The 15,243-nt window shown below is 54.1% G+C and carries 7 protein-coding genes and 2 pseudogenes; all 9 read right to left on the bottom strand.

Features of this window, described 5'->3' with window-relative positions:
• Nucleotides 1-27: 27 nt before the first annotated feature.
• The gene (locus OAN307_RS05665; RefSeq protein ID WP_015498858.1) at nt 28-3,462 is read right to left on the bottom strand and encodes an ATP-binding protein; all 3,435 of its coding nucleotides are present in this window, start codon (nt 3,460-3,462) and stop codon (nt 28-30) included.
• A 55-nt stretch (nt 3,463-3,517) separates the two neighbouring features.
• Nucleotides 3,518-3,703, bottom strand: a pseudogene (locus tag OAN307_RS05660) (IS3 family transposase); the annotation flags it as partial.
• Between the two features lie 16 nt (nt 3,704-3,719).
• Nucleotides 3,720-4,772 (bottom strand): IS110 family RNA-guided transposase, encoded by a 1,053-nt coding sequence (locus OAN307_RS05655; RefSeq protein WP_015498857.1) that lies wholly within the window; start codon nt 4,770-4,772, stop codon nt 3,720-3,722.
• Nucleotides 4,773-4,966: 194 nt separating this feature from the next.
• A pseudogene (locus OAN307_RS05650) lies at nt 4,967-5,910 on the bottom strand (IS3 family transposase); the annotation flags it as partial.
• A 12-nt stretch (nt 5,911-5,922) separates the two neighbouring features.
• Nucleotides 5,923-8,343: a DEAD/DEAH box helicase gene (locus OAN307_RS05640; RefSeq protein WP_275450649.1), complete on the bottom strand. Its 2,421-nt coding sequence runs from the start codon at nt 8,341-8,343 to the stop codon at nt 5,923-5,925.
• 40 nt (nt 8,344-8,383) lie between these two features.
• The gene (locus OAN307_RS05635; protein ID WP_044043268.1) at nt 8,384-8,677 is read right to left on the bottom strand and encodes a hypothetical protein; all 294 of its coding nucleotides are present in this window, start codon (nt 8,675-8,677) and stop codon (nt 8,384-8,386) included.
• Complete coding sequence (locus tag OAN307_RS05630) at nt 8,674-11,856, bottom strand: hypothetical protein (RefSeq protein WP_144055509.1); 3,183 nt, start codon at nt 11,854-11,856, stop codon at nt 8,674-8,676. The genes OAN307_RS05635 and OAN307_RS05630 overlap by 4 nt, the downstream gene beginning before the upstream one ends.
• 1,784 nt (nt 11,857-13,640) lie before the next feature.
• Nucleotides 13,641-14,534: a prohibitin family protein gene (locus OAN307_RS05625; protein WP_015498852.1), complete on the bottom strand. Its 894-nt coding sequence runs from the start codon at nt 14,532-14,534 to the stop codon at nt 13,641-13,643.
• A 102-nt stretch (nt 14,535-14,636) separates the two neighbouring features.
• Complete coding sequence (locus OAN307_RS05620; RefSeq protein WP_015498851.1) at nt 14,637-14,978, bottom strand: hypothetical protein; 342 nt, start codon at nt 14,976-14,978, stop codon at nt 14,637-14,639.
• Between the last annotated feature and the right edge of the window lie 265 nt (nt 14,979-15,243).

Raw genomic sequence — 15,243 nt, 5'->3', positions numbered from 1 at the left:
ATTGCCCCCCTTGCTGAACCCTACCAATCAAATTTCATGTATGACCGGTGGCGTATCGCAAACCTTCATCGCGATATCGACGACGTGCCGATGGTGAGTCAAATAGATCGCCTGTCCGCGGCTGCCGATGGTCTCCATGACGCGACAAGCAGCGCTGGTGCGGTCTTCGTCGAAGGTTTCAAAGATGTCATCGCAAAAGAAGGGGAGTCGGGTGCCTTGGGCTACAAGCTGTTCGTGGGCGGCGGCACGAAGCGCCAGATAGAGCTGGAACCGCGTGCCCTTCGACATCTCAGCCGCGCGCTTGCTTGCGCCGGTGCAATCAACTGCCAAAAGGACTTCGGCGTCCTTATCCACTTGTGTAATCAGTGACGGATAGGCGCCTTGAGTCAGGCTAGCAAAACACCGTTCCGTCGCTGTCATCATTCCACTGCGATGGCTGTCGCGATAGCGACGAATTGAGTTAGATGCCAGATAGTGCCCCAGAGACAGCTCAAGGTGCTCTAAGGCAGAGTCCTCCAGTTGCAGCTCCAGCGTCGCTTTTTGTTCAACCAAAGTGGCGATATCGGCGTCACCCGTTACCTGTGCCACCCCCTGCTCGGCAGCAACTCGGATTTCGATGGCTTGGGTCAGCTCTTCCTCTGCGCGCTCAAGGTCAGACTTGCTGTTCTCGAAGGCAGCCTCTAGATCCGTGAGTGACAAAGCGGCCATTTCTTCACGGGCAGCCTTTATGTCATTTACTCCAAGTTCGGACACTACAGTGCGTTGCAGCTTAACAAGCGCGGCTCGTTCTTCAATAACCTGCTGCGCACGCTTTACCACAGTCCGAAGTTCGTCGATCTCAGTCAAAGAAGTGGAGTAGGGGAAGCCAGACGCTATCGCCTCAATCGCCTGTTTGATTTCGCGTAGCTTCTCGGAATTCTTGGATTTCCTAGCCTCCGCTTCCTTGATGTCGCCGGTGAGTTTTTCAACCGCTTCATGCGCTGAACGTGCTCTGTCGGACAGTGTTTTCAAGGCTGAGAAAGTTTCAGCCGCGGTCTCCAGCGTCTCTAGGTTATACGCCTTTGCCAACGCTGCCACCTCCTCAGCGAACCGCTCCTGGTCTACCTTCATACTGGCAACCCTTTGCGCGGCTGAAGCGCGAGTTTTCGCATGCTCACGCAATTCTCGCAGCGGTTCCAGAGAGGCCTGCAGGTTCTCCGGGGCAATCCTATCGCCCAACATCTCCAAGATGAGAGTATACCACGCATTGCGCGCCTCAGCCTCAACAGACAAAGCCGCTTGATGCCTCTCTTCACGCTTTCTGAGGTTGCGCTTCGCCTGCTGGAGCGTCTCCTGCGCCCGGGCTTCGTTTTCGGATTGCTTTCGTTCGCCCTCCGCAACCTGACGCGCCACAGTCAAGGCACTCGCGACGTCTGTCGCTTCAAAGGTGAGCAACCTAGAAAGCTCAGCGCGGAGGTCTTCTGCGCGATCAAGGATAGGTTGGTGCTCCTCTCGGGCAGCGAACAACGCTTGCGCGTCTTCAGTAGCGGTGGAGTTACGTGCTACCCAGTCGAGCCATTCAGCAGAGGTAATGGTCGAGGTCAGCCCAGCTTGTCTAGCTGCTGCGCCCACTGCAGCATCAAGAGCGGTCAGTTCTTTATCCAAAACTTCAAGGCGCTTGTCTGCTTGTTCCAAGCGTATCTGCGCCTCAACTTCCGCCTGCTCAATCTGACGCAATTGACCAAGTTCGCTAGCATGTGTCACACGCGCGTCCATCGCTTTGTCATGCTTTTGCATGGCCTCGTAGAAAGCGGAAGCAGTCTGGCTTTCCAAGGCCGCCTGATGTTCCGCCCAGAGGTCTTCACGCGCTGTCAGTAAGACCTCAGTCTCGGCATCAGTCACCACAGCTCCGCCAGCAGTGAGAACCTTACCCTGGGCAATTCGCGTTGCGAGATCTTCCTGGTGATTGTCACGTTTATCAATAGTATTATGAATGGTTTGCGATATCTTTTCGTGCTCTGCCGCCCAACTTTGCGCTTGGATCATGCTCGATACGCCCGTTGGCACATCCTCAAAAACGACTGTCCCAAAGGTTAGTGCTGAAAGCGCTTTACGGGCTTTTGTCTTAGCTGCGCCAATTGCCTGAAGTGCGGCGGCGTGTGCTGGTGCCAAGCGATCTACATCGAATCTGACAAGCACATCGCTTATGCTGGGCGAGTCATCCGTATCGCCAGTATTAGTCTCGACTGCGTCCCCTGCCGCTTCAAGCTTTTTCTTGAGGTCGGCCACTTCGCGGGACTCGTTGGCAACAGATGCAATCGCATCGCGCAACTCTTCCTTGGCAGTCTCGAGTTTCGAGATGTCTGCTTGCGATAACACAAGATCCTGCAGGTCAGCCTTGGGGGAAACGCCGAGATCTAGGGCGGCGCTGCTCATTGCTTCCTCAGCTACGTCCTTCTCAACTTGTCTTCGCTGCAAGTCCAGCTGCGCGCTCCGGTTGCGCACACTGAGGTCGTGTAGGGCATCCAGCTGGACTGCTAGTTCTAGCTGCTCTTTATCCAAAGTTATTTCGTCCAGCTCATTCTTTAGTGCTGTGATCTCCATGGTGAGGCGTTCGATATTTTGAGATGCAGTGCCGTGATCAGTGCGCAACTCGATCAGTCGTTCCGGGTCAAAGTCGAGCTGATCCGGATACTCGGAATAGGTCGCGGTGCTCTTTTCGAGTGTGCTGATTTCGGCCATGAGGGGAAGCGCACGTTGCTGCCCAGCGATCTGTGCTTTGCTTATGTTCAACACGTCGCGGCTCTTCCGTGCCGCTTGCTCGTATTCCTGCGCTTGCGTCAGTGCCTTCTTCAGTCCCTTCCAAGCACCAGCTGTAACGTCCTTTTCCCTGATTTCTTTTTCCACATCTGCTAAAGCATGTTTCAACTCGGCAATGCGCGTGGTCCGACCACGCTTCTTCCAGATACTGTTGGCTTCGTCGCGAACCCCATCTAGAACTCCACTAAGATCAGCGACACCCGCAGCTGCGGAAAACAGGAGACGGCCGATATCACCTTGAGCGTTGGCGATTTCCTCGCCGCCTCGTTCGATCGTTTCGTCATCCAGGCAAAGGAGTTGCCGATAGTCGCCTTCGGAAAGACCTGCCAAATGCGCTGACAATGCAGCTTCCGGCAAGGCTGTCCCAGTCTCATCAACCAGCGAACCTATTCGTTTGGGCAGGCGTGTAAAGCGTCGCGCAGCCCCTTCAATATCAAATGTGGCAGAGACCTGTAGGTTGTTGCGTTGATGCTTGAACGCATAGGCCTCGCGCAGGGGAAACCCATAGAAAAGTCGAAGGGCAGCTTCCATTGTCGTCGTCTTGCCCGCCTCATTCGGACCATAGATGATATGAAAGTCTGGACGATCTCCGCCATTGCCGAAGTCGAACTCTTGGTCGGTAAAATGTCCGAACCGCTCAAGATGGAGGCGCTGGATACGCATCAGCTTTCGGCTCCCTTTGGTCTTGTCCCGCTTGCGTTCCGGTCTCTGAACTTATTTATGCGGCCTTTCGTTCGAATGCCAAGGGGCTTTTGCCGCCCAGCGACGAATGCCGCCGCCTTGGGTTATAGAACCCGTTGATATATTGGAATATCGCGCCTTCTGCCTGACGACGTGTGTCCCATCGGTTACGCCAGATCAGCTCAGCCTTGATGGATTTGAAGAATGTCTCAACCATGGAGTTGAAGCTCCTATATTCGTCAAGCAGCAATTTTGATGGTTTGTGGCACGCAGAGTTGGCTGTAAATCTCCCGGACGATGTAACGCTTCAGGCATCGAATGATTTCGCTTTTGCTTTTGCCATCTTTCGTACGTTTTTTGACATAAGCAAGCGTCGGTTCGTGGCTGCGCATCCTGACGATGGCGACACGGTAGAGCGCAGCGTTGGCTTGTCTGTTTCCTCCTCTGTTGAGACGGAAACGGTGCGTTTTCCCACTTGATGCAGGGATGGGACAAACGCCACAGAGTTTGGCAAATGCAGCCTCAGATCGGATGCGCGTGGGATCATCGCCAACGAGGATTAGCATCTCTGCGACTGTCATTGTCGCAATTCCGTGGGATTGCATCAGGTCCGGAGCGCGTTTGATGACAAGTCGCTCCAGTTCTTTATCGTGACCCAGAATCTCTTCATGTAGCAATAGCCACCGTCGTGCCAAAGCTCGCATGGCTGCTTTGGCAGAAGCTAATGTATTAAGTATATCACCGGGTCTGAAGGCCGCGATATGCCGGATCAATCCGATCTTACCTTTGATCTGATCCAGTACTTCACGCAGATCAGCTGGTGCATTGATGATCAGTGTTTTCAGGGTCACCATCGCCTGTGAACGTGACTTAACAGCCGTGTCACGGGCTATCTTCAGATGCCTGATCATCTCCGACGATCCCGTTTGGGTTTTAGGGCGGGAATTTGCCTGTCCAGATAAAACTGACCGAGCGGCACCTTCTGCGTCGAGGCTGTCGGTCTTGCCTTGAGTATAGCGCAGCTGGCGATTGGGTCTCGTAACCTCAACAACATGGTGCCCTTGTGCAAGCAAGCAGCGCGATAGACCGGCACCGTAAGAGCCCGTCCCTTCGATTCCAAAAGCTTGGACATGACCCAGGCCACAAGACCAGCGTTCCAGTTCCAGATATCCCTTTGAGTTCGCAGGGATGGAAAGTGCTGCTAGGCGGGTGCCTTGCGTATCAATCGCGACAGCAACATGTGTTGCCTTATGCGTATCGATGCCGATGATAATTGGATGTCTGATCTTCATGTTGTCCCCTTAGGTTGAGAATGCCCAGGCAACATTCTGAGAGGACAGGACTGTGATGGGGCGTCCCCGTCATGCTCCTATGAGGTCACATCTCACCCGTCGCCGGGGCGACTTGACGGTCGACACGTCAATACAATGACACGCAGTCAATCGTAACATGGGTCAGGCCATCAAGCCGCAATACCATACTCACAATCATAACAATTGCCCTTGCCGCTCATCGACACCTTAAAGCTGTGTTGTTTCAGGCGCTTTTGGTACTCGTTTGAACAATATTGCGACCCACGATCCGTATGATGAATGCAGTCTTTCGGCGGTTGTCGCAAGGCTACTGCCATGTCCAAGGCCCGGATCGCCAAGTCCCGTTTCATGCGATTGCTGACCGCCCAACCGATGACGCGGCGGGAGTACAGATCAAGGATGACGGCCAGATACAACCAGCCTTCACTGGTCCATATGGAGCTGATGTCACCTGCCCATTTTTGATTGGGGCCAGTGGTAGAAAAATCCTGATCCAACAGATTGGGTGCGATGTTGAACGTGTGGTTGCTGTCCGTCGTCGCCTTGTATTTCTGGGTTCTCATAACCTTGATGTCATTCTCACGCATCAAACGCCCCACGCGGCGGTGCCCGACGTTCAGGCCCTCTTCCTGCAACTCTTCAGTCATGCGTGGCCGCCCGTAACTCTCTAGGCTCAAACGGTGCTGCTCACGGATATGTGCCAAGATCACCATATCGTCTCGTTGGCGTTGGCTCATCGGGCGAACCCGCCATGCGCGGAAACCACGCGATGTGACCTGCATAACTTTGCACAGAAGCTCAACTGGCCATTCTTCCTTCCAAGCGTCGATGAAAGCAAATCTCATCGATTTTGGCCTGCAAAGAAGATGGTGGCCTTTTTTAATATCTCCCTCTCCTCGCGAAGCAGCCGTACTTCCTTGCGAAGCCGCGTGTTCTCTTTCTCGACATCCTCATGCGGCCCTGACATCAGATCATCATTTTGGTGCTGTTGAACCCATTTGTTCAGCGTCGAAACGCCAACCCCTAAGTCAGATGAAAGTTGCGGCCGCGTTAAACCACTGGTCGTCGCCATCCGCACCGCATCACGCCGAAACTCATCTGTGTATCTCTTTGCCATTTTCTATCTCCTTCATAGCAAACATTGTTCGAAAGAGACCGGAACTAAACCGTGACAAGACCAAACCATTTCGTCCCAACACGCTTCCGCAATGGTATCCGCGTCTTCTCGCGACAATCCGAGCCGGTCGCACAACACCCAGATCAACCGGGTCTTATCGCGTGGCCTCGTCGGCAGGACTCGGCGAATTCGCGAGGCGTTGCTTTCTTTTCGAAGTTCCCAGGAGATACGCTCCGATCCCAGTCCTCGTCCCCAAATCGCTTCATCACCGAGATCCAGGCGGCCATCCAAATCGGAGATTGCCCGGCTCTGACGCATCATCATCAAAATCAGACGCATCACACCGGAGGCGTAAGCGCTCAAATGCGGCTTACCGTGGTCTTCCAGACTTTGGGACACGCGACGCTCAATCTTGTCCAAGCCATCGTGCGCGACTGAGAGCAGGCCGTATGCTTCGAGCGAACCCCGGCCACGTCCACCGAGTGTAATTTCCGCTGTCACAAGGGCCGTCATCCGGTCCTTCAGCTCTGTTCCAGAGAGCGGGGCCGATTGATCGCCTCTGTCGAAAACGCGGAATCGATGCTTCTTGAGACGTGCACCAACTTCCGCCGAGAGGTTGGTGATCGATAGATCTTCTTCGGAACGAACAGCATCTATGATAGCCCCACGGACGGCCTCGACCCTCGAAATCCGTTCGAGGAACGGAGCAAAGAATGCGGCGTCCTGTCGATTGTCAGAGAAAGCGAGCAGTGAACGGCCCTGCATCGGCGCGTCTGAGTCGAGTTTGGCGGGTAGTGCTTCGAGCAGCGTTTGCGTGGCCATAGCCGAAGTGGACTCGTCACCTGCGTAGATAGTCGTCAGAGGTTCGGCAAAGGCACCCTTCTTCTCCCCGCACGCCAAGCAGGCTTTCACGTATTTCTTTCGATCATGGTCGTCATCAACGCACTCGGCAACTTGGAGCGAGATGATCCCCTCTCCCGGATCGTCTTCGATCGAGCCGGTTCGCGGATCAATGTGAACGAATTCCGTTTTTTCGTCTTCGTCCTCTTCTTCGTCCAAAGCTGCCGGCGCAGTGCCGATCAAACGGAGAACAGTCCGTTCGCCCTTGTTGTTGCGAGGTGGAAGAGCGGCCAATCGGCGCCCATCGTCCCAAGCTTCAATGTAAGGTTCGCCACACGTCCTGCACACGAGCAACGGAAAGGCAGCTGGGGCGTCGCTGGTGGCGTCTCGCCCCACTTTTCCTGCAAGCACCCGGCTCCATCTTTCCGGCGCATCCGCCGAAAGTTCGACCAATGCTCCCTCAATCGTGGTCGCGGCAATGTGGTAACGGGCTGGAAGAAGGGGAAACCCACCCCCATGTCGTGGCACCGCGAGAACTGCGACATTCACGAGTGCAATCAGCGCGCGTTCGGCCAATTCCTGCTCCACGCCGTCAAATATGACCCCAGCCAAGCGCTCGAGCAGCATCAAGCCGCTCGCCTTGTTATGGAGCGCAGTGGCAACCTGACGGACCTCGTTCAGGGTCGAAAGAGCCGTTAACAGCGCTTCGCCGAAATCGTCGCCTCTGAGTGGTAAGAAGGAGCCCAGCTCCTCGTTCCAGTTTTCAAGGTGAAAGCGCTCTTCTTCCGGGGAAAGGCCGCCGTCTTTACGCAGACGCGCCAACCCTTCTCCGAGCGAAACCCAGTCTTCCGGGGCGAGCGAATGGGTCGTCAGGTCTTCGCGCAAGCGCGGATGGAGTTCGCGCTCGCCGGTGATGACCGCAGCGTCACCGGCACCGAACGGCTCGTTGAAGAGATCTGACGCGAACTTCGACAAGTCGTCCTTTCGCTCTGGGTCCAAGCTCGCAGACGTCCCAACGCACCGTAGGGTCCCGGTCGACATGCCGAGATTAGCCTTCAATTTTCGAATTAGAAATGCAACTTCGATCGCTTGGGCGCCGGCGTAGGTGTGCAACTCGTCCAGAACGAGCCAGCGGAGATCGGCATCTTTCAGTAGCGCTCGATTTCGGGGCAACAGCAACACATGCTCAAGCATCGCATAGTTCGTTATAAGAATGTCTGGTGGCGTCTCAAGCATTTCGGAGCGAGAAAGCAGCCATCCAGATGGCGCTTTTTGAACGCCGGGGAAGGCGTCCTCAAAGCTGGGTGACGACAGGATTTCGCGCTCGATCTCCGAACGGCTTGCACCGGGGGTGGTCTGCCCCGTGAAGCGCCCGAGCGTAATCTTCGGATCGTCAAGTTCGTTGAAAAGCAAACGCGCGATACGGAACATCTGGTCGGTGGCCAGCGCGTTCAGGGGGTAAACGAGGATCGCCTTGATCCCAGGCTTGCTGATACCGAGGCGCATGATGTCGTCGATCAATGGGAATAAAAAGGATTCCGTTTTCCCCGAGCCCGTTCCCGTGGCGACGATGTAATTGTCATCACGGCCAATTGCAGCTTGCTGGTGGCGATGCAGCGGCCGTCTCCAAAGATTAGGCGCTTTTTTTTAACATCCCTTGCCACTTCTCGGACAACACCTTTTCCGAGACCAGCTGTTCGATCGACTCTCCCTTCTCGAAATCAGGCAAGCTTTCGACAAAAGGCCCCCTTATGAGAGTCTCCCCTTCGATCATCTTGCTGATGGCCTCACCCAGCGCAGGCGCGACGACCGGGGAGACGGCGGCAGCGGCAATCGTAAAGCTTCGAATGCGCGCCTCGAGCGTTCTGCGGAATTGGAGTGGGTCCAACTCTGCCGCGCCGATTTCTCCACTTACATGGTCTTTCACGGCCTGCTCCTTTTTTCGATCTCGGCAGTGATCAGATGGAAGATGAAGATTTCTCTGCCCAACCGTATCATTTCACCTACTGACGCGAGAACTTTACCTTTGCTAAGACCAGTTTTCGTCGACGCCCTCTCTATCATGGCTTCGACGGCCTCGGCACCCTCGCGACTTCGGACCGCAAACGATGCAAGAGCCCGTTCGATCATGTGGACAGACACATCGTTTTCATTTTCCGTGCTCAGGCACCGATCCAACAAAATTGGATCTCGTAACGCGACAGACGTGCGATTAATATCGGCACTTCGCAGCGACATCCGCGCATCAGCCTCGCCTGCCCCAAGAAACTCGTGGGTTTCGATACGATCGCGCAAGAGATTCAGGCCCGTCCAGGCATGGTCAGGTCCAAGCGCGTCTTTGGCCAGCCATTCACTCGGCTTCTCGGCCAGTGTCGAGAAGATTACTGGCAAACTACTGGGTCGGAAGTTGCGAAGCTTTTCTCCTGCCATATCCGCCCGCTTCGCATTGGGAAACGCAAGCATAGCCATCGGACTGATATCCAAATCACGCAGCCGACGAGAAGATGCATCGGCGATCACTCTCAAGATACGATCCGCACCATTGGAACTGGAGAACCCATGGAATTTGATTGCAGGGGCGGCGAACAGTGTCGGAATTTCCTGAATAACGTGCTGCATCGGCAACCAGTCAAGTTCATCCTCTTGCAGGGACAGCAAAAGCAGTCGCTCGGTGCCACCCGGCAGAAGGGAGACTTGATCGACAAGTGTCGACCAGCGATGTTGCAGAGCCCTCCCAAGGCCTCCGTCCCATACATCAGGTGCGTAGCATCTTGAGAGCCAGTCCTCGAGCCTGCAAAGGGCAGATGCAGAAGGCTCAGCCGCAGCGCCAGCAATAAGTGGGAAGGCGTAAAAATCATCCCTTGCGTTGCTGAGTTGAGTCCAATCTTTCTCCCCGACGCTACGCACCTTGAGGGTAATCAAGTTCAGGCCATTCAAAGGCGCTCCGAAAAGTTCAATTTCCACTTTCTTCCCGTCCACCTTGGGAGCAAGCAGCCAAAACTGACATGAAAGGGTAGCAGGAAGACGGTCAAAGCTCACTTCACTCTGATCTCTGTGACCATTCTCCGTTTGGAGCGTCACCATGATCCCGCCGATATTGAACGGCATCTTGAACGAAATACGAGAGCCTCCGGCCCAAGTTCGGATGGTAACATCCGACGGCATCGACGCGCTCTCCACGGTCGCGATCAGAGTTGGGGCACCTGCTTCCGACACGTGCACGATGTCTCCGCCGTCCAGAGTGGCGATCGGTATCGCGTAGGTGGGTCTTTCTCGAAATGGATTAACAATAATTCGGGAGCCAATTTTCAGACTCGCGCGCTCGTCCGGGGATGTCAGCACAAGAGCATCGCTCTTTGTCACCGAGCCTTTGACGATGACACTGCCGAGTTTCCACGGCATCACCGTTCCATCAACGCGCTCCAAAACGCCCGACAAGAGTTTTGCGCGAAGGGTAAACAGGCTGACTTGCCCGCCAATTTCAAAGGCTATTCGCCCCTCTACATATCCCCCACTCCGTTCGAGACACAGGAAACCAGCGTCGTCACGCACCACATGCCTTGCCTCGGCATCGATGAAGTTTCGCGGTGGGTCCTCAGACCGGATGAGCACGCCTTCCAGCGCTCGGAAACCAGGCCAGACAATCAGCTTTCGCTTGAAGCGCGTCAGGACCCGTTCGGTCGAGTCAGCGTTCGTGCGGAGCAGCGTGAGCGAAAGCGCTTCCGGGTCGCCATTAGGAGCCAAGCCGACAGCTTCTACGAACGCAGCGATGTTCACTGTCGCGGTTCCGCGCCCATCTGCTTCGATTTCCATATCTATCGCATCGCCTTGCGTCTCGACACGGACGAAGGCGCGACGATGTTTACCGTCAGTATGTCCAGCAAGCAATTCACTGGAGCCGAAATCGAGCTCCACTTCGGCTTCGGGCCCCCAAAGGTTCGGACCGCCCAGGCCTTTTGCAACTGGTTGGCCATGTATCGAGATTTGCGGCCGACGCACACCGCCAAGCGTCCAATGTTTTGAGCCTTGCGCCAGAACTATCTTACCCGAACGAAGGTCGGCGTTGGCGCTGTAGAGATCAGGCGCCGTTTCCCGGCTCGGTTCGCCATTTACAGAGAAGCTTTCCCTTGCAACCACGATGGCGGTCGCGACCACTCCACTGAGCCGTGTTTCGTCGCCGACAACGCGGGACGTCAGTTCGACCTGGCGACCGGTGTTGCTGTCGAACACGACAAAATCCGTGGTCTGAAACAGGCGGATGCACCCTGGTCTGTTTCCTTGCCATGTGACTTCGGCGGGAAGTGGAAAAGGCAGAGGCCAAAGACGCCCGGCACGAACCCTATGCAACTCGCCATCAAGAAATATCTTGTAGCGCTGCTCTTGCCCCGGGATGGACAATTGTGGACGCCCGTCCTCCCAGACAAGACGGGGGACGGGAGCGATCCGGGTCGCTGGGCCGCCCGCGCCGTCGAAGACCTTCTGCAATTGTTCACCAAAGTGTTTCAGATAGCTTGATTTTTCCAGAAGCGCATTCTGATCCCGACGCCAGTCAACATAGGCCGACGCCATCCAAGCAGAATGATCCATTAAGATGGGGCGTTGCAACACGTGCACGCCTGCATCCAAGAAGTGAAGGGCATCATCCTCCCAGCGATTCAACAAAACGATGTCATCTTGATCGGGCAATCCGATCGAGCGTTCCTGAGCGATGAAAACTCTCGCCAGATGGTGCAACTGGGAACGCGATACGCCCGCGTGTATCTGGAAAGCTTGAACAGAACGGTCAAACCCGTCGGATGCGAGACCGAGTTTTTGGCATGACCGGTGAAAAGCTCCATTGATTAGTTTGCGCTCTTCCGGAAGTTTCAATGTCCTCCCCAAGACATCCTCAACCAATGGCCAAACCTTGGCATTGCCATCTTCGCCATAGTGTTCGGACAGTGTCGCGCAAATTACCCAACTAACCGCATATCCAAATTTCTGCATCAAGACATCAAGTCGCCAATCCGACAGCGCGTGAAGCGCATCCTTGGCTTCTGGTAATTTCTCAGCGACTAGTGCAAGTCCGAGGAATGGTGAGGCGTCGGCTCGAAGCTGGGACCGCATCACCATGCAATCCAAGGATCTGAGCTTATTCTGTGTGTCCCGCGAAAAACAATCCAAAGTCGCCTGCGTCAATTATCGTGCCCCGTGTATTTTTTGATCGTTGTCCCATTCTCGAAATGCATATTAGCTGACGCTGTTCGTAGTGCGGCCTGCAAAGTCCAACATAGCCAATGCTATAAGACGTTAAACCTATGATCGTCCTTGCGGGCCGATGTTGTCAACAGAATTGCATGCTTGGGGCGCAGCGCAGGTCGGTAAGGTGTGTGCCCTTTTCGGCCAAGTGTTGCGAAGCAAAATAAATTCTCGGGTGGTTGCCAGTTCAAGTTGTATTCTTGCGCGGGACCCGATTCGGCAGGCCTTGCTCGGAGGTAACTCCCCATTTACTGAAGAAAGGGGCTTCGTGCGTGATCAGCGTAGCCACAACGCCCGGGGCCAAGAACCTGTTGGACGCCGTCAAGGAACAGCGGGGGTAACCACCACTTCTGCACGAAACCTATCGGGCCGTTATTTATCTGAGATGAACAGCCCAATCATGGATCAAATTTCCAGCGTCGAATGTCAGCTTTCGACGTAATATGGGAAAGGATGTGCACTGGCAGCGAAGGTCTGCTTCCCGCCCTACGTGTCAAGACGTGCGTGCCGCAGCGTCTCTCGACGATGGCTCAAACCTGATGGGGTGGAAACGGCTATCTAGCTTTTCAGCGCCTGACGAGCGATGCTGAGGCCATACAGGTCAATGCCAAGCTGTTCCTTTGCTTCTTACTTCAAAGCAACAACAGCAAGTTCCTTCATCATATCGAATTTCGCCCCCCATATTGGACGCACTTGTGATGCCATATAAACAGGTGTTTCCATGGATCTGGCTCAGGAGGTTTTGTTTCTTGGGCAAAGATGGATCAGATTGGGACGCGGTCGAAATCCAGCTTAGCCCTCTCACGTGCGTTCTTGGAGTATTCCTCATGGCTTTGGGTTTATCTGCTTTTGCTTTGGTGCGCGTGTTCTTAGCGAATTGTCTGACTGGTGTGCTTAGTGCTGGGGCTTCATATTAGAGTCACCAGTGCTGTTCCGTATGTATCTACGCTGTCGGTGTTGCTTTGACGTGCTGGGTGCTCTGTATGCGCGCGGTTTGGCCTGTTGCTGTATTTGAACCTGAGCCTGGGCTTACATCCGGATGTATGGATTTTGATGTGTGCATTAGAGCCGCACCTGTTCTCTTACTTTCTTTCTTTCTTAATCTTTTAAGAAAGGTAGAGACGCGGCTTTTTTTTAGCATCGTTTTATCCACATATTCTTGCAGATGCTTTGGTAGATGAATGGTTATTCCGGCGTGGATCTAGGGCTTATTTGGTTGCCTAAATGATCGGAATTTTTTTGTCAGGCCATTCTGTCAACCAATTGCTTCCTAAGCGGTTGATTTTATTGACAAGTGGTTGACATTTTGTTTGCCCTTCGTGTCAGCCACCTACAACTATCGGTGTTTTGTCAACCAAATTGGTTTACCTTTTGTTATAGATAGCTGACACTTTGGGGCTTTTTGTCAACCTTTTGTCAACCTTTTGTCAACTTGTTGGTGGGATCGGCGGTGCTGATTTCAGCCTTCTGCTGCTGCCACTCCCTTAACTCCAGACACTCAAATCCGACCATAGGGCTACTGTAGCAGTAGCGGTCATACGTGCCCAAGCCCGACCACTTCGCCCATACATTGGGTAGCTGCGTTGGACCGTGGTCAAACCACAAAAAAGGGCGCCGAAGCGCCCTTGTCGTATCTTCAGTATGCCGTTGACTTACAAGTCGGGCGAAACGTCGAGGAACGGAACTGCTGTGCCGGGGATCATCGACGTTGGTAGAATACCATTCCAGCGTTCAGCCTTGGTCAACTCAACAAGGTTTGGGCTGTCACGTAACGCTTCGCCACGCGCCGAGATCGCAAAAGCTTCCGCTTCACCACGTAGTCGAGTTGCTTCTGCGTCAGCACGTGCACGCGCTAAAGATGAGTCCGCTTCTGCTTGAGCCTGAATAACCGTAATCTCAGCGGTGATCTTCTCACGCTCAGCGTTTTGGCGCACACGTTGCACCTCAACTTCTGCCAACATCCGGTCCTCGATTGAGTTCTCATAAACGTCGGAGAAGTCGATGTTTTCAATCTGAATGTTGGTGATCAGCAAGGGCCCAACGACAGCTTCCCGAATAGCACTCTGGATATCGGCAGAAAGCCGCGCTCGATCCTGAATGGCAGTCACAGCGTTAAACTGACCAAAAACTGTTTTGAGTTCATCGAACACCTGTGGATCAAGAACACGCATCAGCATCGCCTCGATGGAGCCATATGTGTTGTAGACATCGGCCACGCGATCCGCTGGCACACTGTAATTGACCGAGACACGCATAATCGCCGTCTGTTGGTCTTTCGAGTAGGCAGCGAGATCAGAGTAAGTGCGGACGTTGTTGCGCACGTCGATCGGAACAACTTGGTCAAAGATTGGCATTTTGAAGTTCAAGCCAGGATCAGAAACGCCGATAAATCCACCGTTGCGCAGAACAACACCGCGTTCACCTTGGTCGATGGTGTAAAACGAGCCAAAGAGAAGGGCCAGTGCTAAGATAGCGGCGACGAATAGCGCGCCAGCTTTGATGAATGAAATGTCACGAGATGGTTGCTGGGGGTCGCGATAGCTCATATTATTGACCTTTCCGGTCGTTTACTTCTCGAGATGAGAAAGCTCCTTGGTAGAATTTGTATGCGCCGTGTAACCCGAACGACTGCACGCGCAATGCCTGTATCACCCCGTTCCCGCCACGATGGAGCCAGCACAAGCATCCGCGACTCCTGAGCGATATTGTTCGCTCACGTTGTCGATCCAGCCAGCTTCGATCACAAAATCGTCGCGCTGATAGCGGCTCAGTTCAAGCATCAAGTTAATTTGTTCTGGTTGCTGTTCGGCTTTGACGACGCAAAGCGGTGTAAACGCTTGGACGACCGCTGTTTGCGCCACGGTTATTTGCATATTGGCCGCAGCACCATCGGTTATCCATCCGCCCCATGAAAAGCCTATCACCATTGCGGCGACTGCGCCGCCAACTGCACCCCAAATTGCATGTTTAGTAGATTTTGGAATATTCATTGATTATCACCTTCTTCGCTATGTTCTGGCCCTAACCAGTCCTCCAACGACATTGAAGATTCCTAAGCTAGAGATCGCCTGCCCAGACGGCTAACACCAAGATATCCTTGGAACACGACTGTTAATACAATTTCTGATCACCATACGCGCGCGGCATACACCGCCACGGCCCCAGACAGCAGGAGGCGCTGATGAGCTAAAAAATTCGGGTTTCGCCACAACGACATGTGGGGTATCGAAAAGAGACCAATGTCATGCGGTTTCT

Origin of the sequence: Octadecabacter antarcticus 307, from assembly GCF_000155675.2 — a bacterium.
GTDB lineage: Bacteria > Pseudomonadota > Alphaproteobacteria > Rhodobacterales > Rhodobacteraceae > Octadecabacter > Octadecabacter antarcticus.
This window is presented reverse-complemented; position numbering and strand designations above follow the sequence as displayed.

Excerpts from the sequence above, each read along its gene's own strand:
- OAN307_RS05665 (WP_015498858.1), bottom strand. The coding sequence starts at position 3,462 with ATGCGTATCCAGCGCCTCCATCTTGAGCGGTTCGGACATTTTACCGAC.
- OAN307_RS05630 (WP_144055509.1), bottom strand. The coding sequence starts at position 11,856 with ATGCGGTCCCAGCTTCGAGCCGACGCCTCACCATTCCTCGGACTTGCA.
- OAN307_RS05625 (WP_015498852.1), bottom strand. The coding sequence starts at position 14,534 with ATGAGCTATCGCGACCCCCAGCAACCATCTCGTGACATTTCATTCATC.
- OAN307_RS05620 (WP_015498851.1), bottom strand. The coding sequence starts at position 14,978 with ATGAATATTCCAAAATCTACTAAACATGCAATTTGGGGTGCAGTTGGC.
- OAN307_RS05655 (WP_015498857.1), bottom strand. The coding sequence starts at position 4,772 with ATGAAGATCAGACATCCAATTATCATCGGCATCGATACGCATAAGGCA.